This is a genomic window from Micromonospora sp. CPCC 206061, from assembly GCF_036906915.1.
Taxonomy (GTDB): Bacteria; Actinomycetota; Actinomycetes; order Mycobacteriales; family Micromonosporaceae; genus Phytohabitans.
Window position 1 is genome coordinate 1 of record NZ_JBAKHX010000083.1, and the last position, 24,477, is coordinate 24,477.

A 24,477-nucleotide genomic window follows, 5' to 3' on the forward strand; every position below is an offset into this window, starting at 1 on the left:
CCCCGCCCCCGCGCGCCCCCCGCCCCCGCGCGCCCCCCGCGCGCGGCGCGCGCCCTCTCCGTCGATCAAGGGCAAATGCACGTGGTTCGATCTCCTTTCCACGTGCATTTGCCCTTGATCGATGAAAACCTCCTTGATCGGCGGCTAGGCCGCTGTCCTGTCGATCGAGCCGAGCCGAGGCGAGGCCCAGGCGGCGATGCGGTGGTGACGGCCTAAGCCCCCGCGGCCGGCGCCCGCGACGGCGACGGCTCAACTGGGGCGCAGGCGGGGCACGCCGGGCGACGCCGCAGGTAGTAGGCCAGGGTCGCGGCGCCCAGCGCCGGCCCCCACGCCGGCCACAGCGCCATAGGCGCGACGAGGAGCGCGCTGTCGCCGCCCAGCTTCGCCAGCGCGCCCGCGCTGGCAAGCCCCAGGCTCGCCGAGGTGACGAGGACGGCGACGATCGCCGCCGGCACCACAGCCAGCTTCACCGGTACCGGCCGGCCGGCGAGCCCGAGCATCCAGCGCGGAAACACCTCACCCCAGCGCTGCACGAGCCCCAGCGTCAGCACCGCGCCGCCCAGCGCGAACGCGCCCAGCCCGGCGCCCGCCAACACCACCGCGTCCCCGCCGAACTCCTCCCGGTGCGCGTCCGACAGTCCGAGCAGCACCGCAGCCGCCCAGCCGAACCGACTCACCGCGTACAACACCGGCACCGCCGCCGCCAGGTACGCCGCCCAGCGTCCCCACCGCGCCGCGCCCTCCGGCGACGTCCACTGTGGCGCCGACTCGCCCCGCCCGCACCGCTCGCACAGCCCCGCGGTGCGCAGCTGCCACGTCAGCAGCGCCCGCCCGAGCAACAGTCCACCGAGGACAGTGACCGCCATGTTGACGACCGGCCAGGTGACAACCTCGGAGTAGTCGACGGGCGGCCATCCAAAAGGTGCGCCGAGGATCAGCATCGGCGCGTACCCAACCCGGGTCAGCAGCCGCACGTCCGGCACCACGAGCAGCAGCGCCGCCACCACAGTCCAGCCGAAGGCGAGAAACACGGTGCGCACGGCACCGCGTACCGCTGGACGACCGGTCGTCGCGAGCGCCGCGACCGCTGTCGCGAGCAGCACCGCCGCGAACAGCGGCGCACCCACCGACGCGGGCAGCCCGCGCAACATACTCGTCCCGCGCTCGTCGTCGCCCGGTCCAAACGGATACCCGCTCCCCGTGACCGTCCACACCAGAGCGACCGTGCCGTACAGCGCCGCCCACGCCGCGGCCGCGCGCCCAGCCCAATCAGTCATCGAATGTCCTCCCGTAGGTCGTGTCCCCACCACGATCCCGAGAACCCGAGGCCCCCACCTCCCAGCTAGGAGTGACCCCACTCCCCCACCCGAGGGACCCCCACCCACACCAGCGCGCCGCACCTCATCTGCCTCCGGCCGCACGGCGTTGATCCGCCGTTCGGCGGCGGCAGTGTCGCCACCGCGGGACCGCGGCCCGCGACCGATCACGCTGGGCTGTGAACGTCTCGTGCCGCCCTGGCGACAGGAAGCGCGCACAGCTCGCGCGGGGTCAGCCCGTCGGAGTCACGAGGCCGGAGTCGTACGCCACGATCACGGCCTGGGTGCGGTCGCGGGCGCCGAGCTTCGCGAGCACGTTGCCGACGTGGGTCTTCACCGTCTCGACGCCGATCACCAGCTCCTCGGCGATCTCCGCGTTGGACAGGCCGGCGGCCATCAGCCGCAGCACGTCGCCCTCCCGCTCGGTCAGCTTGGCGCGGCGAAGGCGGTCGGCGGCGGCACCGCCACCGGTCGCGGCGGCGCCCGAGCCGCCGTACGAGGCGGCGAGCTGGCGGATGGCCGCCGGGAAGAGCAGTGACTCGCCGCGCGCGACCACGCGGATCGCCTCGACGACCTCCTGCGGGCGAGCGCGCTTGAGCAGGAACCCGCTCGCCCCGGCGCGCAGCGCGTCGTAGACGTGGTCGTCGTTCTCGAACGTGGTGACCACCAGGACCCGGGGCGGCTGCGCGGAGGTCGCGAGCAGATGCCGGGTGGCCTGGATGCCGTCGATGCGCGGCATCCGGACGTCCATCAGCACCACGTCGGGGCGCAGCTTCGCCACCAGCGGCGGCACCTCGGCGCCGTCGGCGGCCTCGCCCACCACCCGCAGGTCTGGCTGGGCGTCGACGATCGCCCGCAGGCCGATCCGGATCAGCTCGTCGTCGTCGACGAGCAGCACGCTCGTGCTCACGGCCGCACCGCCGATTCGAGCGGCAGCCGCGCCGCCACCCGCCACGTGTCCTCGTGCCGGCCGGCTGTCAGCTCGCCGCGCAAGAGTGTCACCCGCTCCCGCATGCCCGCGAGCCCACGCCCGCCACCCGGTTCGCCCCCCGCACCGTCGTACGCGTTGGTCAGTTCGATGTCGAGGCGGTCGGCGGTCACCACCACGCGCAGCGTCACCGGTACGCGGCCCGCGTGCCGTGCCGCGTTCGTCAGGCCTTCCTGCACGATGCGGTACCCCTCCCGGGAGATCGGCGCCGGCACGTCGCCGAGCCGGCCGGCGGTCTCGACCGCCACGTCCAGGCCGGCGGCGCGCGCGTCGCCGACCAGGCGATCGAGATCGGCGAGCGTCGGCTGCGGCGCCCGCCGCCGGCCACCGCCTCCCAGCGTTGCCGCGCCGCCGGGCAAGGCAGCGCCCGGCGAAGCCGCACCGCCCGATGAAGTACCACCAGCGGCGAGCGAGTCGCCTTCGCGGAGTACGCCGAGCATGTGGTCGAGCTCCATCATCGCGCTGCGCCCCGTCTCCTCGATCGCGGTGAGTGCCTTGCGGGCGAAGTCCGGGTCGGTGTCGAGTAGTTCGCGGGCGGCCGCCGCCTGCAACGTGGTCACGGTGAGCGCGTGCCCGACCGAGTCGTGGAGCTCGCGGGCGAGGCGGTTGCGTTCGGCGAGGCGGTCGGCGCGCGCTTCCAGGGCGGCGATGCGCTCCTGCGGAGACGGGCCCAGCAGCACCGGGGCCATGAGCGCGGCGAGGGCGCCGAGGCCGGCGATCGCGTACACCAGGCCGATCAGCAGCGCGAGGCCCAGGCCGGTGAGTGCCCAGGTGTCGTGCTCGTCGAGCGGGCCGATGCGCAGCCCGGCGGTCGCCTCGGTGGCCACGCCGAGCCGCTGGGCCAGGAAGATCAGCGCCATCGGCAGCGCCACGAGCAGGGCGGCGCCGACCGCGCCGCCGGCCAGCAGGTGCACGGCGTACCAGAGGGCGCCGCGGACGCGGGTCTCGCGGGTGGCGGCGCCGGGCGGCGGGTCGGGAAGGTCGACACCGAGCAGGGCGCGCGCGGCGGCGATCTCCAGCGAACGGGTGCCGCTGAGGAACGCGGGCACCACCGCGATGATCACCGCGGCCGTGGCGAGCGAGAGGGTCGCGGCGATCGGGGTGCCGGGATCGGCGAGCATTTGGGCGAACGCGAGTGCGAGCAGCGCGTACGGCAGCAGGATCACGCCGCCGAGCAGCAGGTGGATCCCCCGCCGGTACGTGCTGCCGCGCGCCAAAGGCGCGACCAGGCCGCGGACCGTCACCCAGCCATTCTTCCAGGCACAGCGACGCGCGAAAGCGCGCACCGATCAAGGGCGTTCGCATCGATCAAGGGCGAACGCACGTGGAAAAGAGATCCAACCACGTGCATTTGCCCTTGATCGACGGAACGCCGCGTGGCGCGAACGCCGCGCGGACGCCGCGGCGCGGACGCCGCGTGGCGCGGACGCCGCGTGGGGGGGTGCGGTCAGCCCTTGGTGGCGCCGGTTGCCAGGCCGCCGATGAGCTGGCGTTCGGCTATCGCGTAGAAGCCCAACGCGGGAGCCATCGCGAGGACCACGTACGCCAACACCTTGGCGGTGTCGTCGGAGTACTGGCCCTGGAACTGGCGTACACCGATAGGGACTGTCCACCAGCTCGGATCGTTGAAGACCACGAGCGGCAGCATGAAGTTGTTCCAGCTCGCCACGATGGCCAGTACCGAGACGGTGGCGATCGCCGGCCTCGCCATCGGCAGCAGCACGCGCCAGAAGAAGCCGAACGGCGTGCACCCGTCGAGGATCGCGGCCTCCTCCACCTCGCCCGGAATGGTCCGGAAGAACGACCGCAGGATGATGATCGTCACCGGGAGCCCGAAAGCGGCCTGCGGCAGGATCACGCCGAGCGGGTTGTTGAGCAGGCCGATCGTGCGCAGCAGGATGAACAGCGGCAGGATCGCCACCGCGAACGGAAACATCAGCCCGATCGTGAAGAGCATGAAGAGGAACTCGCGGCCCCGGAACGCGAACCGCGCGAACACGTACGCCGCCGCGGCCGACACTCCCACCACCACGACCGTCGTCGCGACGGCTATCAGCGTGCTGTTGAACAGCGGCCGCCAGAACTCCTCCGCCACCAGGATGTCGGTGTAGTTGGACGTCACCCACGGCGACGGCAGCCCGAACGGGTTGTTGGAGAGCTGCCCGTTGTCCTTGAAGCCGCCGAGCACACCGAACGCGATCGGCACGATGATGACGGCGGCGATGACGAAGACCACGCCGTGCAGCACGAGACCGCGTGCCCGGGCGGCCACACCCTGGCGGCCGCTCATCGCTTCTCCTGCATGACGGTGATCGCTCCTTCGATGTCGCGGCGCATGATGAACCGCTGGTAGCCGAGCGCGAAGACCAGGCTGATGAGCAGCATGACGATGCTGGTCGCGCTCGCGTACCCGATGTCGGACCGCCGGAAGCCGTCATTGAACATCGTCACCGCGAGCGTCTCGGACGCGTGCAGCGGCCCGCCGCCGGTGAGCACCCAAACCAGGTCGAAGAGCTGGATGGTGCCGATGACGGCCAGGAAGATGCTGATGCGGATCGTGGGCCCGAGCAGCGGCAGTGTGACGTGCCGGAACGCCTGCCAGTTTCCCGCGCCGTCGACCTGTGCCGCCTCGATCAGCTCGTTGGGGATGCTCTGCCGCCCGGCCAAGTACAGGATCATGTGGAACCCGAAGTACTTCCAGGTCATGACGAAGAACAGGGAGTACATGACGGTGTTGGGATCGGACAGCCAGGTGGACCCGACGTCGTCGAACCCGAACCATCCGAAGATGTGCTCGGCGAGGCCCCGGTTGGGCGAGAACACCATCGTGAACAGGACACCGGTGATGACCTCGGAGAGCACGTACGGAACGAAGAACAGCAGCCGGTAGAAGGCACGACCGCGCAGTTTCTGGTTGAGCAGCATGGCGATGCCGAGCGAGAGCGGGAGCTGGATCAGCAGTGACAGGACGATCAGCAGGCCGCCGCGCCGCAGGTCACCGAGGAAGATGTCGTCGGTGAGCAGGCGCTGGAAGTTTTCCAGCCCGATGAAGTCGGTGGGGCGGCCGCCCAGCCCGTTCCAGTCGAAGAAGCTGGTGTACATCGCCAGCAGCATGGGCAGCAGCACCAGTACCCCGAAGAGCACCAGCGCGGGCAGCAGGAAGAGCGTGATGGTCAGCCAGCGCCGGCCCTTCCGCTTGGGGCGGCGGGCCGGCGCAGGGGCCACGGTGCGCGGCGATGGCCGCGCCACCGTGACCTGGTCAGCGCTGTGCGACATCGGTGATGGCCTGCGTGACCTTCTCCGGGCTCATCTTCCCGGCCATGAGCTGGGCGACGGTCTCGTTGACCTCCTGACCGACCTCGGGGGGGTATGCCTGGTCGAGGTAGAGCTGGAAGCCGGAGGCGGACGCCAGGGTCTGCGCCACGATCTTCGCGTTCGGGTCGGTGAGCGCGTCTTCCGCGCCCTTGACCACCGGGATGATCGCGCCGGTGGCCGCGGCCTTGCGCTGGTTTTCGATGCTCAGCAGGTTCTTGAGGAAGTCGACCGCCTCGTCCGGCGCGTCCTTGCCGATGGCGAAGCCGCCGCCACCGCCGAACGCGTCGGTGGCCGTGCCCTTGCCGCCGTCGACCGCCGGGAACGGGAAGAAGCCGAGGTTTTCGCCGAGGCCCTTGGGCTTGCCGGACGCCTCCGCCTGCACGCTGGGCGCCCACTGCCCCATCAGCTCGATGGCCGCCTTGCCGTTGCCCATCATGGCGGCCTGACCGTCCGGGCTGCCGTACTCGGTGGCGAGGAACCCCTTCTGGAACGGCGCGAGGTCGACCAGTTCCTTGAGGCGCTGGCCGGCCGTGACGAACTCGGGCTTGTTGAAGTTGCCGTCCTCACCGGCCTGCTTGAGCAGGTCGACGCCCCCGATGCGCATGGACAGGTAGGCCCAGTAGTAGTGGCCCGGCCACTTGTCCTTACCGGCGAGCGCGATCGGCGTGAGGTTGGCCGCCTTGAGCTTGCGAATCACGTCGAGGAACTCGCCCCAGGTGGCCGGCGGTGCGGTGACGCCCGCCTGGGCGAAGAGCGCCTTGTTGTACCAGAAGCCGATCATGCCCTGGTCGACCGGCAACGCGTACGCCTTGCCGTCGAACTCGTAGGGCCCCATGGCGACGTCGATCATGGTGCCGCGCACATCTGCCGTGTCGGCGGTGATGTCCTTGACGAGGCCGGCGTCGACCTGCTGCTTCAGGACGCCGCCGCCCCAGGTGTGGAAGATGTCCGGCGGGGTGCCCGCCTGCGTCACGGTGGTCAGGCGGGCCTTGTAGGCCTCGTTCTCCAAAGGAGTGATCTTGATGGTCACACCCGAGTGAGCAGACTGGTACGCCTTCGCCATCGCGTCCCACACGGGAAGCATCGGCTCGGTGTTCGCGATGTGCCACCATTCGACGGTCGCCGAGCCGCCCGAGTCGCCGCCGTCGTCGTCGCCGGAACAGGCACCGAGCAGGACCGCGCCGGCACCGAGACCAGCCAGCCCAAGTATCGATCGTCGCGAGTAGTGCGTGGGGGTTGCCATGTGTGCGGTTCCCTTCGAGAAGGCCAACCCTGACAGGGCCGAGGGGATATCCGGAACTGAGCTGCCCGGAAGTTTTCGGCCTCGACCCGATAATTCAACGTGATGTGGCGCACGCTACGACCGCACGAACTGGCGGTCAAGCCCTATCGCCGCGCCAAACCAAGCGTTACCGTAAGGCAACACAGCCACCCCGGTAGACGAAGTTTGTTCCGGAAACCTACCGGGAATGAATGACCGACAGGAGACCGACACCGGTGAGCGAGTCGAGTGAACCGACCGTAACCGTCGCGGTCCGGGAGCCGTGGCAAGACCACTCCCTCCCCGCCGAGAAACGCGTCGCCGACCTCCTGGGCCGGCTCACGCTGGAAGAGAAAGTCGCCCAGCTCGTCGGCGTATGGATCGGCGCACACGCCACCCCCGACGACCTGGCCCCCCAGCAGCACGAGATGGTCAAGGCCGCCCCGAACTGGCAGGAGCTGATCCGCGACGGGATCGGGCAGGTCACCCGCCCGTTCGGCACCGCGCCCGTCGACCCGGCCCTCGGCGCGCGGGCGCTGGCCGCCATGCAGGCCGAGATCGTGGCCGCCGGACGGCACGGGATCCCGGCCGTCGCCCACGAGGAGTGCCTGACCGGCCTGATGACGTGGGGCGCCACGGTGTACCCGACGCCGCTGGCCTGGGGCGCCACGTTCCACCCCGAGCTGGTGGAGCGGATGGCCGCCCGGGTCGGCGCCGACATGCGCGCCCTCGGCGTGCACCAGGGCCTCGCCCCGGTGCTCGACGTCGTGCGCGACCCGCGCTGGGGCCGCACCGAGGAGAGCATCGGCGAAGACCCGTACCTGGTCGCGACCGTCGGCACCGGCTACGTGCGCGGGCTGGAGTCGGCCGGCGTGGTGGCCACCCTCAAGCACTTCGTCGGATACTCCGCGTCTCGCGCCGCGCGCAACCACGGTCCCGTGGAGATGGGCCCCCGCGAGCTGGCCGACGTGCTGCTGCCACCGTTCGAGATGGCGGTGCGCGAGGGCGGCGCCCGGTCGGTCATGCCGGCGTACACCGAGATCGACGGCGTGCCCACCTCCGCCGACCCGTTGCTGCTGACCGGGCTGCTGCGGGACGCGTGGGGGTTCACCGGCACCGTCGTGTCCGACTACTTCGCGATCTCGTTCCTGCAGATGCACCACGGCCTCGCCGAGACCGGCACCGGCGCGGCGGCGCTCGCCCTCGGCGCCGGCATGGACGTGGAGCTGCCGGCCGCGCGCGACTACGGCGCCGGCCTGATCGCCGCCGTACGGGCGGGCGACGTGCCGGAGAGCGACGTCGACCGCGCCGCGGCCCGGGTGCTGCGACAGAAGTGTGAACTGGGCCTGCTCGACCCGGACTGGCAGCCGGTCCCGCCGGTGCTCGCCGGTGCGGACGGCGACCCGGCCGGCACCGTCGATCTGGACCCTCCGCGCAGCCGCGCCATCGCCCGCCAGCTCGCCGAGGAGTCGGTGGTGCTGCTCGCCAACGACGGCGCGCTGCCGCTGCGGTCCGACGCCCGGATCGCGCTGGTCGGCCCGCTCGCCGACAGCATCACCGGCCTCGTCGGCTGCTACACGTTCCCCAGCCACGTCGCCCCGCAGCACCCGGAGATGCCGCTCGGCATCGAGATACCGACGCCCCTCGCCGCCCTCGCGGCCGAACTGCCCGGCGCGACCCTGCGGCATGTACCCGGCTGCGCGGTCGACGGCGACGACACCTCCGGCATCACCGAGGCGGTCGCGGCGGCCGCCGGCGCCGACGTGTGCGTCGCGGTGCTCGGTGACCGGGCGGGGCTGTTCGGCCGGGGCACCTCCGGCGAGGGCTGCGACGCCGAAGACCTGGCGCTGCCCGGCGTACAGGCGCAGCTGCTCGACGCGCTGCTCGCCACCGGCAAGCCGGTCGTCGCCGTGCTGCTCACCGGCCGGCCGTACGCCCTCGGGCGGTTCCGCGGACTGGCGGCGGTGGTGCAGGCGTTCTTTCCTGGGGAGGAAGGCGCCGGGGCGGTCGCCGGTGTGCTCTCGGGCCGGGTTTGTCCGTCGGGGCGGCTGCCCGTGAGCGTGCCGCACCGGCCCGGCGCCCAACCGGCCACGTACCTCAACACCGCGCTCGGCCAGGGCTCCGCGATGACCACAGTGGACCCGACACCGCTCTACCCGTTCGGGCACGGCCTGTCGTACACCACGTTCGCGTGGGAGGGCCCGAAAGTGGACAGCCCCATCGAGATCCCCACCGACGGCGAGGTCACGGTGACCCTAACCGTGCGCAACACCGGTGACCGCGCCGGCGCCGACGTGGTGCAGCTCTACCTCCACGACCCGGTCGCGCAGGTCGCGCGCCCGGTGGTCCGGCTGATCGGGTACGCCCGCGTGCCGCTCCCGCCCGGCGAGAGCCGCGACGTGGACTTCCGGTTCTCCGCCGACCTGTCCGCCTTCACCGGACGCTCGGGACGGCGGGTGGTCGAGCCTGGCGCGCTGGAGCTGCGACTGTCCGCGTCGAGCGCGGACCACCGGTACACGGTGCCTGTGGTCCTGGTGGGTCCCGAGCGCGAGGTCGACCACGAGCGCCAGCTGACGACCGAGGTCACGGTCAGGGCGTCCGCGTAACGGGCAAGTCGCGCCGCCGCGCTGCCCGGGCCAGCGCGGCGGCGTCCTCGATCGCGGCGCCGCCGGGGTCGTTGTTGAAGTAGACGTACGTGTCCGCACCACCACCAGGGCTTGCCTGGTCGATCCGGTCGAGCCAAGACCGCAGCGCCGCCCGGCCGTACCGCGGACGGGGCGTGGCACGCCCCTCGTGCAGCCGCAGGTAGGCCCAGTCGGCCGTGCGCCACAGCGGCGTCACCGGCCGGCCCTTGCGGTCCGCCCAGGCGAGGGCCGCGTTCCGCTTCTCCAGTACCGCGCGCGTCTCGTCGGTCCACCACGACGCGTGCCGCGGCTCGACGGCCACCTTCACCTCGGGCGGAAACAAGGCGAGCACGCGGTCCAGCGCCGCCGGGTCGGCGCGCAGCGTCGGCGGCAGTTGCACGAGTACCGGGCCGAGGCGGTCACCCAGAGCGGTGGCGCGTGACAGGAACCGCGCCACCGGCTCCTCGGGGTCACGCAGCCGCCGGATGTGCGTGAGGTACCGGCTCATCTTCACGGCGACGCAGAAGTCGTCGGGAGTCCGCTCCCGCCACTGCTCGAAGGTGGAACGTTCCGGCAGGCGGTAGAAGGCGTTGTTGACCTCGACGGTGGCGAAGCTGGCCGCGTAGTGCTCCAACCAGAGCCGCTGCGGCAACCCGTCGGGATAGAAGCGCCCCCGCCAGTCCCTGTACTGCCAGCCGGATGTGCCGACGAGGATCATGATTCGTCGAGAAGGTCGAGCAGGTCGCCCGCGTTTCGCTGGGCGTAGTCGCTGTAGCAGTTGTTCATCAACACGTGCGTCTCACCCGCCTGGTCGGCCAGTTTCCGCAGCTTCGGAGCCCACTGCTTCAGTTCCCGCTTCGAGTACAGATATCCAAACTTCTCGTAAATGTTTTTGCTGGTCCACTTGTCACTGTGCCCGTGGAAACGCACCACGGACAGTTCCGCGGTCGCTTCCATCACCGGCGGAATCGACGAGCGGTGCCCTTGCGGCATGTCGACACACACGTACGGCAACCGGTGTTTGCGAAGGAAGTCCAGCGTTTCCTCGCGATTGTCGCCCTCGAACCACGACGCGTGCCGAAACTCGAATACCGCCCGCAGCGGCCGGCACCGCCGCTCCACCTCCAGCAGGTACTGCTTGTTGCTCTTGCGGATCGTGAACCACGGCGGGAACTGGAACAGCACCGCGCCGAGCTTGCCGGCCTCGACCAGCGGGTCCAGCGCCGACAGGAACCGGGTCCACACGTCCTCGTACGCCTGCGGGGGCAGGTCGTCGGGGTACACGTTCTTCTTGTCGGTCTCCGGGCGCAGGTCCTTGTAGATCGAGGAGACCTTGGTCGGGTGGCCGGTCAGCAGGCTGAAGGCCTTGATGTTGAAGGTGAAGCCGGGCGGCGTGCGCTGCGCCCACAGCGCGGCGGTCTGCTCGGCCGGCGGCGAGTAGTAGGTGGCGTCGACCTCTACCAGCGGGAAGCGGTCGGCGTAGTAGGCCAGCCGTTTCTCGGCTGTGTCGGTGCCAGCCGGATACCACCCGGACTCCAACAGCGTCTTGTCGGTCCACGAGGCCGTGCCGACCTTGATGTCCCCCATGCTTCCCACATACCCACGTCACTCCGTGATCATTGCGGGGTGGCGCGGGTCGTCGACGCGCACCACGACATCCGCGAAACCCGCTGGGCCGACCTCGTCGGCGTACCGGGCGAAGGCGGGCAGGGTCCAGTGGTCGTCCTCGGGGGTGCGGCGGGCCAGCGCGGCCGGCGACATCTCCAGGTGCACGGCCACGTCGAACGGCAGCCCGGCGCCCAGCAGCAGCGCCCCGCTGACCAGCACGACCGCGCCCCGCGGCACCGGCTCGTACCGGGCCCGGGTGGCCCGGTCGGTCACCGGGTCCCACAGGCTCGGCAGGACGAGGCCCGTGCCGCCGGGCGCGACCGGGTCGAGCACCTCGCGGCGCAGCCCCGGCTCGTCGAGCCAGCCCTCGTAGTACGCGTCGGGGTTGGTGCGCCCGAACTCGTAGCGCAGCGACGCCGGACGCAGGAAGCCGCCCGCGGGCACGTGCAGAGCGGCCCGTCCACGCGCGCGCAGCGGGTCGACCAGCGCGCCGGCGAGGCGGCCCGGTGCCGTTGCTGGTGCGCCGTCGACCGCGACCCGCAGCCAGCGGTCGGGCCGGTCGGCGGCCAGCCGGTCCGCGAGATCCTCGACCAGGCCGGCCGGCGTGATCGGCCGAACCCTCACGCGTCGCGATCTCTCACGCGTCGGGGTCGATGCAGATCTTCGCGTCGTCGGCGAGCCGGTACCCGACCCCGTACACCGTCGTCACGAGCGGGACGTGGGTGCCGATCTTGGAGCGCAGCCGGCGAATGTGCACGTCGACGGTGCGCGCGCCGGCGTGCTCGTAACCCCACACCCCGGTCAGCAGCTGCACGCGGCTGAAAACCCGGCGCGGGTTTTCGGCGAGGAAGAGCAGGAGGTCGAACTCCAGCCTGGTCAGCCGCAGCGGCGCGCCGTCGAGCAGCACGGTGCGGGACGAGGCGAGGATGCGCAGGCCGCCGCCATCGTCGGGCGACTGCGCGGAAGGCTGCGCGTGCTGGGACGCGGCCGTGACTGGCTCTTCGGCCACGGGGACGGCTCGCAGGGGTTCGGGCCCGGGAGCGAGGCTGACCGTGCCCTCGCCGCGTTCGACCAGCTCGCGAGCCACCTCGAGCAGCCGGAACGCCTGCGGTGTCAGGCCGTCGTCACTGGAGAGCGGGATCGAGAATGTGACCGTCAGCGTCGGCGACGTGCCGCCAGCGGGTCGGCGTGGTGCGGCCGGTGGCCGCCCGGGGCCGGTGGGCTGCGAAGCGTGCCAACCGGCTCGCGACGAGGCGGCGACGACCGACATGGGTCCTCCTCTTCAAGGATCGGAATCCGGCCGCGTATTTCGGTACGCGGACCGGCTCCCCAGGAAACGACATTGCCCACGGTGAAGCCGATGTAATTCTCAGCAACATTCCACCGATCAAATGTATTTGGGCCGCAACGCCGCCTGCCCCGGAGGTCCGCCGAAATCGACGCTCGCGACGGGCACACGGATACCCCCAACACACCGCATGTCACGATGGTCCCGGGAGCCACCGTCGCGGTCAATAGGCACGGACGTTGCAGAAATGTGACAATGGACAAACTCACAGGAATCGATTGCTCTCTCTCCGTACGTAATATTGCTGGTAAAGCGGATCCTTCGCGCGGGCCCATGATCGGTTGCGAAGGTCAGGTATGGTCACCGTCCGATGGATACGCTGACCGCCGCCGGCCGCACCGGCCGCCTGCTGGCCACCCTGGTCGCGGGCGCGCTGCTGCTGGCGGGCACCATCTGGGGCGTCGACGACGACTTCCCCTTCGGACCGTTCCGGATGTACTCCACCGCGCCCGGTCCTGACGAGCCAGCACCCGACACCCGGGTCGAGGGCGTGGAGAGCGGCGGCGCCGTCGTTCCGCTCACCGAGCGGAACACGGGCATCCGGCGGGCCGAGATCGAGGGCCAGATGGCCGCGTACCAGGCCGACCCGTCGCGCCTGCGCCAGGTCGCCGACGCGTACGCCAGCCACAACCCGGGCGCGCCGGCGCTCGTCGAGGTCCGGATCGTTGTCCGGCGCGAGGGCGTGCGGGACAGCAGGCCCACGGGTACGCACACCGACGAGACGGTGGCGCGATGGAACCCCTGACCCGCGCTCTGTTCGCGCCGGTGCCGCGCGGCCGCGTCGCGGCGTTCCGGACCCTCGTGTACCTCTTCGTGTTCCTCGACCTGCTGATCTTCACGCCGTGGGTGCGCTCGCACGCGTCGGTGCCCGGCGAGCTGTACCAGCCGCTGCTGGTCGGGCGGCTGCTGCCGCTGCCCACCCCCACTCCGCTGCTGGTGCACGGGGTCTTCTGGGTGCTGCTGGTGACCGCCCTCGCCGCCGCCACCGGCCGCGCGCCGCGGCTGCTGGGCTGGACCGTCTTCGCGCTGTACTTCGAGTGGATGGTCATCGCGATGAGCTACGGGAAGGTGGACCACGACCGGTTCGGCTTCCTCGTGGCGCTCGCCGCCCTGGCCACCGTCGGGCGGGCCCGGCACGGCGACGCCACGCTCACCGAAGCGGGCGGCTGGGCGCTGCGGGTCACCCAGATCTCGGTGGTGTGCACGTACTTCCTGGCCGCGTTCGCCAAGCTGCGCTTCGGCGGGATCGACTGGGTCACCAGCTCGGTGCTCGCCCGGGCGATCATCCGGCGGGGCACCGACCTCGCCGACCTCATCGCCCAGGTTCCGTACCTGCTGATCCTCGCGCAGTTCGGGATCGTGGCGTTCGAACTGCTCAGCCCGCTGATCTTCGTGGTACGCGACCGCTGGCGATACCGGGGCATCGCGTTCTTCTACGGCTTCCACGTGGTGACCTACGCGACGATCACGATCTCGTTCGCGCCGCACCTGGTGGCGATGACCGCGTTCCTCCCGCTGGAACGCGTACGCCCCATCGAGTGGGTGCGCCGCCGGTTCGCCCGTACTCCGGCGGCGGCCGGTACCTAGAAGCGGTCCGCTGGCACAGCGCAGGCGGCGGTGCCGCCGGGCATCTTGTGACGGTTGCGCGCCACCCACCGGTACGCCGGCCAGGCCAGCGCGCGCACCGGCCGCAGCCGCAGCAGGGCGCCCGCCGGGCGCCAGAACAGGTTGCTGGCCGCGAGCAGGTCGGCGATCGCGTCCGGGCCAGCCGACCTCGTACCCTCGGCGACCCACTGCACGGCCTGCTCGCACTCGTCCGGTGTGAGGCCCAGCGCCTCCAGATCGGCGAACTGCCACGGCAGCACGTTCGCGTCCGTCGGCACCCACCGCGCCACGAATTCCGCGCACTTGGTGCAGAACGCGCAGTCACCGTCGAAGAGGAACGTGGCGTGATCCATATCTTGATGATGCCGCACGGCGAGACGGGCATGCTTACCCGGTGCGTGGGGTGCTGACCGGATTCGCGGCCATCTGGGCCGTCACGGCGGTCGGGTACCTCATCGGACGGTACGGGTTGCTCGGTCCCGGCGGCACGACGGTGCTCGCGCGGCTGGTCTTCTTCATCGCGACACCCGCGCTGCTGTTCACCACGCTCGCCACGTCGTCGCTGGGCGAGGTGTTCACCGGCGCACTGGCCGCGTTCGTGCTCAGCACCGTCATCGTGGCGGCCACCTACGTGGGGCTGGCGGTGCTCTTCAGCCGGCGCCGCGCGGAGCCGGATCACGGCGAGACCGCGGTGGGGGCGCTCGCCTCCTCCTACGTCAACGCGGGCAACCTCGGCATCCCGGTCGCCGCGTACGTGCTCGGCGACGTCTCGTTCATCGCACCCGTGCTGCTGTTCCAGACGCTGCTGTACGCGCCGCTCGGGCTCGCGGTGCTCGACGCGATCTCGGCGGGGCGCAAACCGTCGGCGCGGCAGTGGGCGGGACTGCCGCTGCGCAGCCCGATCATGCTCGCCTCGGCGGCCGGTCTCGCGGTAGCCGCCTCCGGGTGGGACCCGCCCGAAGAGGCGCTGCGCCCGTTCGAGCTGATCGGCCAGGCCGCGGTGCCGCTGGCGCTGCTCGCCCTCGGCATGTCACTGCGCGGCAGCCGCCCTCTCGCACCCGGGCCGGACGCGTGGCACCGGTACACGGCGGTCGTCCTCAAGGTGATCGTGCAGCCCGCGCTGGCGTACCTCATCGGCCATTTCATCCTCGGCCTTGAGGGGCCGACGCTGCTCGCCGCGGTCGTCACGTCCGCCCTGCCGACGGCGCAGAACGTGTTCGTCTTCGCCGCCCGCTACGGCCAGGCCCCCGGCCTGGCCCGCGACGCCGTCGTGCTCACCACGCTGGCCGCCGCCGGCACGCTTGTCGCCATCACGACATTGCTCGGGTAAACCGATCATCACTGTCCGGCGTCGTCATGCCACACCACGAAATAAGGATGGCGACATGTTGATCACTCGGTACCGGGCCGGAGCGCTGGCGCTCGCGGGCCTGCTCGCTACGGGATTCGCGACAACGGCCAGCGCAGCCGCGGGGGGCGGCGACCTGCCGGCACCCACCAGGACAGCGCCGGTCACCGGCGAGGCCACCAGCAGCACGGGGCAGGTCAGCCTCGTCGGCGTGCGCCACGCGCGGCACGACAGATACGACCGGGTCGTCTTCGACTTCTCCGGTGGCGGCACGCCCGGCTACCGGGTCGAGTACGCGCCGCTGGTCGGCATCGGCACGGGCACGCAGATCCCGCTCGAAGGCCCCGCCGACCTGCGGATCGTCTTCGACGGAGCGGACGCCCCCAAACTGCACAACTACGCCGCTACCCCGCGTTACCCGACGCTGCGGCAGATCAAGCTCGGCGGCGCCTTCGAGGGTCGGGTCATCGCCGGCCTCGGGCTGTCCGACGCGCTCGGCTTCCGCGTACTGCGCCTGACGAACCCGCCGCGGATCGCCGTGGACGTGGCGCACCAGCCGACCCAGCCGTTCGGCACCGCGCGCTGGCAGGGCGGCAGCGACGCCGACGTGGTTCGCGTCAGTGGGGTCCGGTTCGGGTGGCACCCCGGCTACGACCGGTACGTCTTCGACCTCAGCACCGCGAAGTTCCCGCTGATCGACGTGGCGTACGTGCGGGCCACCCCGACGCGCGTCTTCGTCGGTTTCACCGGCATGACCACGCAGGTCGGGTCCGTGACCGGGCAGCGACCGTCGAACGTGACGTTCAAGGTGTACGAGAACGGGACGGTGTCCGGCTTCATCGACACCGAGGCGCGCAAGGGCTTCCGCGTCATGCTCCTGACCAACCCAACCCGCCTAGTCATCGACGTAAAACGCTAGAGGTCCTGTGTGGGCGCGGGCCACCCCGCGCCCACACCCGCACCCATACCCGGACCCGGCCCGGCGCGGCGCGCCGCCGCGGCGCGCGCCTGTCCCGTCGATCAAGGGCGAATGCACGTGGTTGGATCTCTTTTCCACGTGCATTCGCCCTTGATCGACGCAAATCTCCTTGATCGACGGCGGCCGGCGGGCGGCGAGGGCGGGCGGCGACGGGCACGTCGACGGCCCCACCGACCGTCTGCTCGGTGAGTACACCCCACAAACCCCATCGGTCTAGTAGGTATATCCCGCCATCCATCCACGAGCAGGCCACCGCCGCGCGGCGCGCCCGGCCCGCTGCCGGGCGCGCGCGCCGGAACCACCGCGGCGATCAAGGGACATCCCACTGATCAAGGGCAAACGCACGTGGATCAGAGATCGAACCACGTGCGTTTGCCCTTGATCGACGAAAAGCGGAGCGCGCTACGCGCCGCCCTCGTTCAACGTCACCGTCTCCGGCTTGAACGTCGAACCCGTCACGTCCGTGCCCGACGACTTCAGCGAGTCGATGGCCTTCTGGACGTACTCGTTCGTGTACGCCGTCCCCGAGGGCTGCTTCGTGATGACCGTCTGGCCGTCCTGGTTCTTCGTGGTCAGCGCCAGATCCACCGTCGCCTTCCACGCCGTCTCGTTCAGCAACCCGACCCCGCCAGGCGAGGGCCACACCAGCTTGTTGACCTCGTTCATCTGCCACAGCTGGTGGCTGGCACCAAGCTTGGAGCCCTTCTTCACGACCATGTCGCGGCACTCCGCGGCGTTGTCGCGGCAGTACGCCCACCCCTTCAACGAGCCGGTCAGGAACTTGACCGCCGTCTCCTGGTAGGCCTTGTCAGACGACAGCTTGGCGCTGTTTGCCCACACCGCGTCCTGCAGCATCGCCGTGCCGACCGTGTTCCAGTCGAGCACGGTAAAGTCGGACGGCTGGTACAGCTTGCCGGTCGCCGGGTTCTTGGCCTCCAGCAGCTGGGCGTACTCGTTGTAGCTCATCGCCTGCGCGGCGTCGATGTCGCGGCGCAGCAAGGCTTGCATGTCGAACTGCTGCTGCACCAGTGTGACGTCCTTGCCCGGGTCGAGCCCGGCCTTGGTCATCCCGGCGAACAGCTCGAACTCGTTGCCGAAGCCCCAGTTTCCCACCTTCTTGCCGCGAAGGTCGGCGGGCGAAGAGATGTTGCTGTCCTTGAACGAGACCTGGTAGGTGCCGGAGCGCTGGAACACCTGCGCGATCTCGGTGATCTCGGCGCCCTGCTCGCGGGAGGCGAGCGCCTTGGGCACCCAGGAGACCGCGAAGTCGGCCTGTCCCTGGGCGAGGACGGTCTGCGGCACGATGTCGACGCCGCCCTCCAGGATCTGGACGTCGAGGCCCTGCTCGGAGTAGAAGCCCTTGTCGACCGCCGCGATGTACCCGGCGAACTGGGCCTGTACGAACCATTGCAGCTGGAGCTTCACCGCGGTCGTACCCCCGGTGCTCCCCCCGGAGGAGGAGTCGTCGGCCGTCCCGCAGCCCGCCAGCAACAGGGCGCCCGCCAACGCCCCACCTATCAACCGTCTTCTCATCGCATCCTCCATGGGTTAGTTATCTGGAACGCCGCCACGGCGTGGCGAGCCGCTCCAATCCGAGCGAGACGGCGTAGAAGACCAAGCCGAGCACGCACGCGCCGACCACGAAGGCCCACGCGCGGGGGTACGCGGTGTTGGACGCCGCCGAGGTGATGCGGGAGCCGAGGCCGTCCTGCAGACCGCCGAAGTACTCCGCGACCACCGCCGCGATCACCGCCAGGGAGGACGCCTGGCGAAGACCGGTGAAGACGAAGGGGAGCGCGCCGGGCAGCCGTACCAGACGGGTGAACGTCCAGCCGCTGGCGGCGTAGCTGTCCATGAGCTCCCGGTGGGTCGGGTTGACCTCGCGGAGCCCGCGCAACGTGTTGATGAAGACCGGGAAGAAGACCACGATCGAGACGACGACGCGGCGGGGGATGCTGCTGGTCGAGTCGAACATGTTGTTGAGGATCGGGGCGAGCGCGATGATCGGCAGCGCGTTGAGGGCGGCCGCGACCGGGATCGACGCCTCGCCGAGCAGCCGGAACCGGCTCGCAGCCATCGCCGCCAGGATGCCGACCACCGCGCCCGCGATCAGGCCGACGAGGGCGTTGGCGCCGGTGGCGAGGCCGGTCTGCCAGATCACCGAGCGGCTGAGCCAGAACTGCTCCCAGATCGCCGACGGTGCGGGCAGGATGAACGGCGCTACCCGCCCGACCTTGACCGTCAGCTCCCACAGGGCCAAGCCGCCGATCCCCACGAGCAACGGCGGCAGCAGGCCGCGCACCAGGCCACGCGAGCGCCGGCGGCGGCCCACGACGACCGGCGCGGTCGGATCCGCCGCGGCGATCTTGTCGACGGCGGCGGTCACCCCGGGCCCCGGCGGAAACGTGGAGCGAAGCGGAGCGTTTTCGTTGGGTGGTTCATGCTGGGCCCGCCGAGTGGTTCATGCCGGCACCTCCGCGGACGCGGGCGCGGGGCTACCGCGAAGGGCGCGCCGAACCTTGGTGATGCCGGCGAAGAACCCCGCTGACTGCCGGGTGGCCTCCGAGCGCGGGCCCAGGTCGATCTCGATGACGTCGGTGATCCGGCCCGGGCGCGCCGACATCACCACGACCCGGTCGGATAGGTACACCGCCTCGGGGATCGAGTGCGTCACGAAGATCGTGCTGGTGCCGGTCTGCGCGCAGATCCGCAACAGCTCGTCCTGAAGGCGCTCGCGGGTCATCTCGTCGAGCGCACCGAACGGTTCGTCCATCAGAAGCAACGGGGGATGTACCGCGAGCGCCCGCGCGATTGCCACGCGCTGCTGCATGCCGCCGGACAGTTGAGCCGGGTAGTGCGCCGCGAAGTCCGACAGCCCCACCAGCTCCAGCATCTCCTCGGCGCGCCGCTTCCGTTCACGCCGGCCGGTGCCGCGCAGTTCCAGGGGCAGCTCGACGTTGCGCAGCACGGTCCGCCACTCGAAGAGGCCGGCCTGCTGGAACGCGATGCCGTACTCCTGGTCGAGCCGCGCCTTGCGGGCCGGCTTGCCGGCGACCGTGAGCGTGCCGGTCGTGGGCCGGATCAGGTCGGCCACGAGCCGCAGCAGCGTCGACTTCCCGCAGCCGGACGGGCCGATCAGGGACACAAACTGTCCACTCTCGACGGTTAGGTCGACGCCGGTCAGCGCCACCACCTGGTCGGCCCGGCCAGCGTTGAAGACCTTGCCGACCCCTGACAGGTCCACCGCCGTCATGCGGGGCCCCCGCGAAAACGTGGAGCGCTGCGGAGCGCTTTCGTGGGGTAGCTCATACCAGCACCCTCCGTCGTCTGTTGAGCAGAAACTCAGCCGCGCCGACCAGCGCGGCCACCGCGAGGCCGAGCAGCGCCGCGCCGATCATCGCGGTGTACACCTTCGCCGGGTCGCCGGTCGCCTCTCGGGAGTACTCGATCACCAGGCGGCCGATGCCGCCGCGCGTGCCCGTGGAGATCTCCCCGACGACCGCCCCGACGACGGCCGCGGCGCCCGCGAGCCGCAACGCCGGGAACAGGTACGGGGTACTGGCCGGCAGCCGGAGCTTGACCAGCGTGCGCCACCAGCCGGCGGCGTAGCTGTGCATCAGCTCCTCGGCGATCGCCGCCGGCGAGTGCAGCCCGCGCAGCATGCCGACCGCGACCGGGAAGAACGCCAGATACGCGCCGATCGTGGCGACCGACATCCAGGGCTGCCAGGGGTACGAGCCGAGCGACAGCTTGCCGCCCCAGCCGGCGATCACCGGCGCGAGGGCGATCAACGGCACGGTCTGGGAGAGGATCACGTACGGCAGCAGCCCGCGCTCGACGACCCGGAACCGCTGCATCACCACGGCCAGGACCAGCCCGATCACCGCGCCGACCCCGAACCCGACGGCCACGCTGCGCAGCGTGAAAAGGCATGCGTCGAGCACCACCAGCCAGATCGGGTCGCCGCCGGCCAGCTCCGGCTGGCCGAAGCGCCGCAGGATGTCGAGCACGTGCGGCATGGCGCTGTCGTCGGCGCGCGGCAGCACGCGTACTCCGAAAACGCTCGCGCCGTCGGCGCTGCCGACCGCCTTGTACCCCTCCCACAGCGCCGCGCCGAGCAGCAGCGCGGCGACCGCGCCGAGGGTGACCCGCAGCCGACGTCTCATGCGGGCGCGGGGGTGGCGGCGAAGGCGGGGATGATGTGCTCGCCGTACGCCGCGAGCGTGTGCTCCTTGTCGTCGTGCTGGAGGTACAGGGCGAACTGGTCGACGCCGAGGTCTCGCAACGCGCGCAGCTTTTCGAGGTGCGCCGAGATCGGGCCGAGGACGCAGAACCGGTCGACGATCTCGTCGGGTACGAAGTCGGTGTGCGTGTTGCCGGCCCGCCCGTGCTCCGAGTAGTCGTACCCCTGCCGGTCCCTGATGTAGTCGGTGAGCGCCTGCGGCACCGCCCCTGAGGAGCCGTACCGCCCGACGATGTCGGCGACGTGGTTGCCGACCATGCCGCCGAACCAGCGGGTCTGCTCGCGCTGGTGGTCGAGGTCGTCGCCGACGTACGCGGGCGCCGCCACGCAGAACTTGATGGCGGATGGGTCGCGTCCGGCTTTCTCGGCCGCCGCCCGCACCGACGAGATCATCCACGCCGCGATGTCGGGGTCGGCGAGCTGAAGGATGTACCCGTCACCCACCTGCCCGGTCAGCGCGAGCGCCTTCGGCCCGTACGCGGCCACCCACACCTCGAGCGAGCCGTCCTTGACCCACGGGAAGTGGACCTCGGTGCCGCGGTAGGAGGCGCTCCGCCCGTTGGCGAGATCGCGGATGACGTTGACGCACTCGCCCAGCTCCTTGACGGTGGTGGGCGGGTAGCCGAGCGTCCGCAGCGCCGAGTCGCCCCGGCCGATGCCGCAGACGGTGCGGTTGCCGTACATCTCGTTGAGGGTGGCGAACAGCGACGCGGTGACGGTCCAGTCGCGGGTGCCGGGGTTGGTCACCATCGGCCCAACCACCACCCGTGAGGTCTGCGCGAGGATCTGCGAGTAGATGACGAACGGCTCCTGCCACAGCAGGTGCGAGTCGAACGTCCACACGTGACTGAACCCGGCCGCCTCGGCCTTCTTCGCCAGGTCGACCACCGCCGACGCCGGCGGGTCGCACTGGAAGACGACGCCAATGTCCATTGTGGTCGTCACCTCACCTTCGGAAAGCCGAGGTCAACCTCGGATGTCGCTGGATCTGGCCACCGCGAGGTGACCACCTTGGTACGCGTGTAGAACTGCAATCCTTCCGGCCCATACATGTGCAGGTCGCCGAAGAGCGACGCCTTCCAGCCGCCGAAGCTGTAGTACGCCACCGGCACGGGGATCGGCACGTTGACGCCGACCATGCCGCACACCGCGTCGTACTGGAATCGCCTCGCCGCGCCGCCGTCGCGAGTGAAGATGGCCGTGCCGTTGCCGTACGGGTTGTCGTTGACCAGCTTCAGCGCCTCGTCGTACGTGTCGACCCGCACGACCGACAGCACCGGCCCGAAGATCTCCTCGGTGTAGAACGCCGACCCGGCTTCCACATGGTCCACAAGGGACGGCCCGAGGAAGAAGCCCGGGCCTTCCGCTGCCGTCGCCTGCCGACCGTCGACGACCACCTGGCCACCCGTCTCGTCCAGGAAACCAGCGACGCGGTCCCGGTGAGAACCGGTGATCAGGGGACCCATCTCGGCGTCGGGGTCGCTGGCCGGGCCGACGCGGATCTTTTCGAGGCGGGACGCGATGGCCGGTACCAGGGCGTCGCCCGCCGATCCGACCGCGACCACCACGGAGACGGCCATGCACCGCTCCCCCGCCGACCCGAAGCCGGCGGACACCGCCGCGTCAGCGGCGGCGTCCACGTCGGCGTCCGGCAGCACCACCATGTGGTTCTTCGCGCCGCCGAGCGCCTGTACGCGCTTGCCCGCCCGGGTGCCCGCCTCGTAGATGGCGCGCGCCACGGGAGTCGAGCCCACAAAGGACAGTGCTTGGACATCGGGGTCGGCGATGAGCGCGTCGACGGCCAGCTTGTCGCCCTGCACGACGTTGAAGGCGCCGTCAGGCAGCCCGGCCCGCCGCAGCAGGTCGGCCAGCAGTAGCGATACCGACGGGTCCTTCTCGCTGGGCTTGAGCACGAACGTGTTGCCCGCCACCAGCGCGTTGCAGAACATCCACATCGGCACCATGGCCGGGAAGTTGAACGGCGTGATGCCGGCGACCACGCCGAGCGGCTGCCGGATCGAGTACACGTCGACGCCGGTGGCGGCCTGCTCGCTGTATCCGCCCTTGAGCAGGTGCGGCGCGCCGGCCGCGAACTCGACGTTTTCCAACCCTCGGGCCACCTCGCCGCCCGCGTCGGCCACGGTCTTGCCGTGCTCGGCGGAGAGCAGCGACGCGATCTGGAGGCGGTTGGCGTCGACGAGGTCGCGGAACCGGAACATCACCTCGGCACGGCGGGACAGCGACGCGGCCCGCCACGCGGGTTGCGCGTCGAGCGCCGCCCGCACCGCGGCCCGTACCTCGTCGGCTGTCGCCGCGACCACCTCGGCCTGTGTCTCGCCGGTGGCCGGGTCGTACACCGGCAACCGGCGCTCGCCGGCGCCGTCCACAAGGGAGCCACCGATCCAGTGCTTCACTGTGCGCATGGGCATCACACCAGATAGCTCGACAGGCCACGGCGCAGGTACCGGCCGCGCCCCTTGGCGCCGTGGTACGCGCCGTCGGACACGATGACCTCGCCGCGGGAGAGCACGGTATCGACCTTGCCGGCGATCTCGTACCCCTCGTACGCGGAGTGGTCCATGTTCATGTGATGCGTCTCGACGCTGATCCGGGTGCGCCCGTTCGGGTCGTAGAGCACGATGTCGGCGTCCGAGCCGGGCGCGATGACGCCCTTTTTCGGGTACAGGCCGAACATCCGCGCCGGTGTCGTCGAGATGGTCTCGACCCAGCGTTCCAGCGACAGCTTGCCGTCGACCACGCCCTGGTAGACGAGGTCGACCCGGTGCTCGACGCCCCCGATGCCGTTCGGAATCTTCGAGAAGTCCCCGACGCCGAGTTCCTTCTGGTCCTTGAAGCAGAATGGACAGTGGTCCGTGGACACGATCGCGAGGTCGTTGCTGCGCAGGCCGCGCCACAGGTCGCGCTGGTGGTTCTCGTGCTTGCTGCGCAGCGGTGTCGAGCAGACCCACTTGGCGCCCTCGAACCCGGGCGCCCCGAGCTGGTCTTCGAGCGTCAGGTACAGGTACTGCGGGCAGGTCTCGGCGAAGACGTTGCGCCCGGCGTCACGGGCGGCGGCCACGTGTTCGAGCGCCCGGCTGGCCGACAGGTGCACGATGTACAGTGGACAGTCCTGCGCCACCTCTGCGAGCGCGATCGCCCGGTGCGTGGCCTCCGCTTCGAGCGCCTCCGGCCGGGTGATGCCGTGATAGATGGGGTCGGTCTCACCGCGCGCGAGGGCCTGCCGCACCAGCACGTCGATCGCGATGCCGTTCTCCGCGTGCATCATGATCATCGAACCGTTGTCGCGGGCCTTCTGCATCGCCCGCAGGATCTGCCCGTCGTCGGAGTAGAACACCCCCGGGTACGCCATGAAAAGCTTGAAGCTCGTGACGCCCTCGTCGGCGACGAGCTGGTCCATGGCCTTGAGCGAGTCGTCGTCGACGCCACCGAGGATCATGTGGAAGGCGTAGTCGATATGGCAGTTGCCGTCGGCCTTGGCGTGCCAGGCGGCGAGCCCGTCATGCACCACCTCGCCGGTGCGCTGCACCGCGAAGTCGATGATCGTGGTGGTGCCGCCGTGCGCGGCCGCCCGGGTGCCGGTGTCGAACGTGTCGCTGGCGGCCGTGCCACCGAATGGCAGCTCCATGTGCGTGTGCGCGTCGATCCCGCCCGGGATGACGTACTTCCCGGACGCGTCCACGACCTCGACGCCCTCGGAAGGGCCGGTGCCGGGCGCCAGCACGGCGGCGATGGTCTCGCCGTCGACCAGCACGTCGGCGGCGATGGCGCCGGTGGGGCCGATCACTGTGCCCCCGGCGATCAGCAAAGTCATGGTGTGGTCC

Annotated in this window: 23 protein-coding genes; 5 read left to right on the forward strand and 18 right to left on the reverse strand. The window is 70.7% G+C overall.

Annotated elements, in window-relative coordinates; genetic code table 11:
* Positions 1 to 212: 212 nt before the first annotated feature.
* From V6V89_RS34350 to V6V89_RS34375, 6 genes are all read right to left on the reverse strand, one after another.
* A complete protein-coding gene (locus V6V89_RS34350) occupies positions 213 to 1,277 on the reverse strand; it encodes a hypothetical protein (protein ID WP_334623734.1) in 1,065 nt (354 codons plus the stop codon).
* A 271-nt stretch (positions 1,278 to 1,548) separates the two neighbouring features.
* Entirely contained in the window at positions 1,549 to 2,226 is a 678-nt protein-coding gene (locus V6V89_RS34355; protein WP_334623735.1) for a response regulator transcription factor, read from the reverse strand.
* Positions 2,223 to 3,548 carry a sensor histidine kinase gene (locus V6V89_RS34360; RefSeq protein ID WP_334623736.1) on the reverse strand — a complete coding sequence of 442 codons (1,326 nt, stop codon included), beginning with the start codon at positions 3,546 to 3,548 and terminating at the stop codon, positions 2,223 to 2,225. The genes V6V89_RS34355 and V6V89_RS34360 overlap by 4 nt, the downstream gene beginning before the upstream one ends.
* Positions 3,549 to 3,751: 203 nt before the next feature.
* Entirely contained in the window at positions 3,752 to 4,594 is an 843-nt protein-coding gene (locus tag V6V89_RS34365; RefSeq protein ID WP_334623737.1) for a carbohydrate ABC transporter permease, read from the reverse strand.
* Complete coding sequence (locus V6V89_RS34370; RefSeq protein ID WP_334623738.1) at positions 4,591 to 5,580, reverse strand: carbohydrate ABC transporter permease; 990 nt, start codon at positions 5,578 to 5,580, stop codon at positions 4,591 to 4,593. The genes V6V89_RS34365 and V6V89_RS34370 overlap by 4 nt, the downstream gene beginning before the upstream one ends.
* Positions 5,564 to 6,862, reverse strand: coding sequence for an extracellular solute-binding protein (locus V6V89_RS34375; RefSeq protein ID WP_334623739.1), 1,299 nt, complete (start codon positions 6,860 to 6,862; stop codon positions 5,564 to 5,566). Before V6V89_RS34375 ends, V6V89_RS34370 begins: the two co-directional genes overlap by 17 nt.
* Positions 6,863 to 7,116: 254 nt before the next feature.
* On the opposite strand from V6V89_RS34375, the gene V6V89_RS34380 reads away from it, so the two are divergent.
* The gene (locus V6V89_RS34380) at positions 7,117 to 9,486 is read left to right on the forward strand and encodes a glycoside hydrolase family 3 N-terminal domain-containing protein (protein ID WP_334623740.1); all 2,370 of its coding nucleotides are present in this window, start codon (positions 7,117 to 7,119) and stop codon (positions 9,484 to 9,486) included.
* On the opposite strand, the gene V6V89_RS34385 is transcribed toward V6V89_RS34380, so the two are convergent.
* Genes V6V89_RS34385 through V6V89_RS34400 form a run of 4 tightly spaced genes read right to left on the reverse strand, consistent with a single transcriptional unit; the run spans position 9,470 to position 12,382 of the window.
* Complete coding sequence (locus V6V89_RS34385; RefSeq protein ID WP_334623741.1) at positions 9,470 to 10,222, reverse strand: DUF72 domain-containing protein; 753 nt, start codon at positions 10,220 to 10,222, stop codon at positions 9,470 to 9,472. The two genes, V6V89_RS34380 and V6V89_RS34385, sit on opposite strands and share 17 nt — an antisense overlap.
* Positions 10,219 to 11,091, reverse strand: a complete 873-nt coding sequence (locus V6V89_RS34390; protein ID WP_334623742.1) for a DUF72 domain-containing protein — start codon at positions 11,089 to 11,091, stop codon at positions 10,219 to 10,221. The genes V6V89_RS34385 and V6V89_RS34390 overlap by 4 nt, the downstream gene beginning before the upstream one ends.
* An 18-nt stretch (positions 11,092 to 11,109) precedes the next feature.
* Positions 11,110 to 11,736, reverse strand: a complete 627-nt coding sequence (locus tag V6V89_RS34395; protein ID WP_334623743.1) for a uridine kinase — start codon at positions 11,734 to 11,736, stop codon at positions 11,110 to 11,112.
* Between the two features lie 13 nt (positions 11,737 to 11,749).
* Positions 11,750 to 12,382 carry a winged helix-turn-helix domain-containing protein gene (locus V6V89_RS34400; RefSeq protein ID WP_334623744.1) on the reverse strand — a complete coding sequence of 211 codons (633 nt, stop codon included), beginning with the start codon at positions 12,380 to 12,382 and terminating at the stop codon, positions 11,750 to 11,752.
* A 388-nt stretch (positions 12,383 to 12,770) separates the two neighbouring features.
* Here V6V89_RS34400 and V6V89_RS34405 point away from each other — a divergent pair, with 388 nt between their 5' ends.
* Together V6V89_RS34405 and V6V89_RS34410 are read left to right on the forward strand one after the other, a co-directional pair.
* A complete protein-coding gene (locus tag V6V89_RS34405) occupies positions 12,771 to 13,205 on the forward strand; it encodes a hypothetical protein (RefSeq protein WP_334623745.1) in 435 nt (144 codons plus the stop codon).
* Positions 13,193 to 14,047 (forward strand): MFS transporter permease, encoded by an 855-nt coding sequence (locus tag V6V89_RS34410; protein ID WP_334623746.1) that lies wholly within the window; start codon positions 13,193 to 13,195, stop codon positions 14,045 to 14,047. The genes V6V89_RS34405 and V6V89_RS34410 overlap by 13 nt, the downstream gene beginning before the upstream one ends.
* Here V6V89_RS34410 and V6V89_RS34415 read toward each other — a convergent pair.
* On the reverse strand, positions 14,044 to 14,418 hold the full coding sequence (locus V6V89_RS34415) for a thiol-disulfide oxidoreductase DCC family protein (RefSeq protein WP_334623747.1): 375 nt from the start codon (positions 14,416 to 14,418) through the stop codon (positions 14,044 to 14,046). The genes V6V89_RS34410 and V6V89_RS34415 overlap by 4 nt on opposite strands.
* 41 nt (positions 14,419 to 14,459) lie before the next feature.
* On the opposite strand from V6V89_RS34415, the gene V6V89_RS34420 reads away from it, so the two are divergent.
* Together V6V89_RS34420 and V6V89_RS34425 are read left to right on the forward strand one after the other, a co-directional pair.
* The gene (locus V6V89_RS34420; protein ID WP_334623748.1) at positions 14,460 to 15,395 is read left to right on the forward strand and encodes an AEC family transporter; all 936 of its coding nucleotides are present in this window, start codon (positions 14,460 to 14,462) and stop codon (positions 15,393 to 15,395) included.
* Between the two features lie 55 nt (positions 15,396 to 15,450).
* Entirely contained in the window at positions 15,451 to 16,332 is an 882-nt protein-coding gene (locus tag V6V89_RS34425; protein ID WP_334623750.1) for an AMIN-like domain-containing (lipo)protein, read from the forward strand.
* Positions 16,333 to 16,794: 462 nt separating this feature from the next.
* On the opposite strand, the gene V6V89_RS34430 is transcribed toward V6V89_RS34425, so the two are convergent.
* The 7 genes from V6V89_RS34430 to hydA form a co-directional block, all read right to left on the reverse strand.
* Entirely contained in the window at positions 16,795 to 17,925 is a 1,131-nt protein-coding gene (locus V6V89_RS34430) for an ABC transporter substrate-binding protein (RefSeq protein WP_334623752.1), read from the reverse strand.
* Positions 17,926 to 17,944: 19 nt separating this feature from the next.
* On the reverse strand, positions 17,945 to 18,778 hold the full coding sequence (locus V6V89_RS34435) for an ABC transporter permease (protein WP_334623753.1): 834 nt from the start codon (positions 18,776 to 18,778) through the stop codon (positions 17,945 to 17,947).
* 75 nt (positions 18,779 to 18,853) lie between these two features.
* Positions 18,854 to 19,645 (reverse strand): ABC transporter ATP-binding protein, encoded by a 792-nt coding sequence (locus tag V6V89_RS34440; RefSeq protein WP_334623754.1) that lies wholly within the window; start codon positions 19,643 to 19,645, stop codon positions 18,854 to 18,856.
* 52 nt (positions 19,646 to 19,697) lie between these two features.
* Positions 19,698 to 20,558 (reverse strand): ABC transporter permease, encoded by an 861-nt coding sequence (locus tag V6V89_RS34445; protein WP_334623755.1) that lies wholly within the window; start codon positions 20,556 to 20,558, stop codon positions 19,698 to 19,700.
* Positions 20,555 to 21,580, reverse strand: coding sequence for a TIGR03842 family LLM class F420-dependent oxidoreductase (locus tag V6V89_RS34450; RefSeq protein ID WP_442935279.1), 1,026 nt, complete (start codon positions 21,578 to 21,580; stop codon positions 20,555 to 20,557). The genes V6V89_RS34445 and V6V89_RS34450 overlap by 4 nt, the downstream gene beginning before the upstream one ends.
* Positions 21,577 to 23,058, reverse strand: coding sequence for a CoA-acylating methylmalonate-semialdehyde dehydrogenase (locus V6V89_RS34455; RefSeq protein ID WP_334623756.1), 1,482 nt, complete (start codon positions 23,056 to 23,058; stop codon positions 21,577 to 21,579). Before V6V89_RS34455 ends, V6V89_RS34450 begins: the two co-directional genes overlap by 4 nt.
* Before the next feature lie 5 nt (positions 23,059 to 23,063).
* Positions 23,064 to 24,467 (reverse strand): dihydropyrimidinase, encoded by a 1,404-nt coding sequence (hydA, locus tag V6V89_RS34460; RefSeq protein WP_334623757.1) that lies wholly within the window; start codon positions 24,465 to 24,467, stop codon positions 23,064 to 23,066.
* Positions 24,468 to 24,477 lie beyond the last annotated feature (10 nt).

What these genes read in the sequence shown, in the direction of transcription:
- V6V89_RS34455 (WP_334623756.1), bottom strand. Translation starts at nt 23,058, where the DNA reads ATGCGCACAGTGAAGCACTGGATCGGTGGCTCCCTTGTGGACGGCGCC.
- V6V89_RS34400 (WP_334623744.1), bottom strand. Translation starts at nt 12,382, where the DNA reads ATGTCGGTCGTCGCCGCCTCGTCGCGAGCCGGTTGGCACGCTTCGCAG.
- V6V89_RS34410 (WP_334623746.1), top strand. Translation starts at nt 13,193, where the DNA reads ATGGAACCCCTGACCCGCGCTCTGTTCGCGCCGGTGCCGCGCGGCCGC.
- V6V89_RS34350 (WP_334623734.1), bottom strand. Translation starts at nt 1,277, where the DNA reads ATGACTGATTGGGCTGGGCGCGCGGCCGCGGCGTGGGCGGCGCTGTAC.
- V6V89_RS34405 (WP_334623745.1), top strand. Translation starts at nt 12,771, where the DNA reads ATGGATACGCTGACCGCCGCCGGCCGCACCGGCCGCCTGCTGGCCACC.
- V6V89_RS34440 (WP_334623754.1), bottom strand. Translation starts at nt 19,645, where the DNA reads ATGACGGCGGTGGACCTGTCAGGGGTCGGCAAGGTCTTCAACGCTGGC.
- V6V89_RS34370 (WP_334623738.1), bottom strand. Translation starts at nt 5,580, where the DNA reads ATGTCGCACAGCGCTGACCAGGTCACGGTGGCGCGGCCATCGCCGCGC.
- V6V89_RS34425 (WP_334623750.1), top strand. Translation starts at nt 15,451, where the DNA reads ATGTTGATCACTCGGTACCGGGCCGGAGCGCTGGCGCTCGCGGGCCTG.
- V6V89_RS34415 (WP_334623747.1), bottom strand. Translation starts at nt 14,418, where the DNA reads ATGGATCACGCCACGTTCCTCTTCGACGGTGACTGCGCGTTCTGCACC.
- hydA (WP_334623757.1), bottom strand. Translation starts at nt 24,467, where the DNA reads ATGACTTTGCTGATCGCCGGGGGCACAGTGATCGGCCCCACCGGCGCC.
- V6V89_RS34430 (WP_334623752.1), bottom strand. Translation starts at nt 17,925, where the DNA reads ATGAGAAGACGGTTGATAGGTGGGGCGTTGGCGGGCGCCCTGTTGCTG.
- V6V89_RS34385 (WP_334623741.1), bottom strand. Translation starts at nt 10,222, where the DNA reads ATGATCCTCGTCGGCACATCCGGCTGGCAGTACAGGGACTGGCGGGGG.
- V6V89_RS34365 (WP_334623737.1), bottom strand. Translation starts at nt 4,594, where the DNA reads ATGAGCGGCCGCCAGGGTGTGGCCGCCCGGGCACGCGGTCTCGTGCTG.
- V6V89_RS34390 (WP_334623742.1), bottom strand. Translation starts at nt 11,091, where the DNA reads ATGGGGGACATCAAGGTCGGCACGGCCTCGTGGACCGACAAGACGCTG.
- V6V89_RS34375 (WP_334623739.1), bottom strand. Translation starts at nt 6,862, where the DNA reads ATGGCAACCCCCACGCACTACTCGCGACGATCGATACTTGGGCTGGCT.
- V6V89_RS34445 (WP_334623755.1), bottom strand. Translation starts at nt 20,558, where the DNA reads ATGAGACGTCGGCTGCGGGTCACCCTCGGCGCGGTCGCCGCGCTGCTG.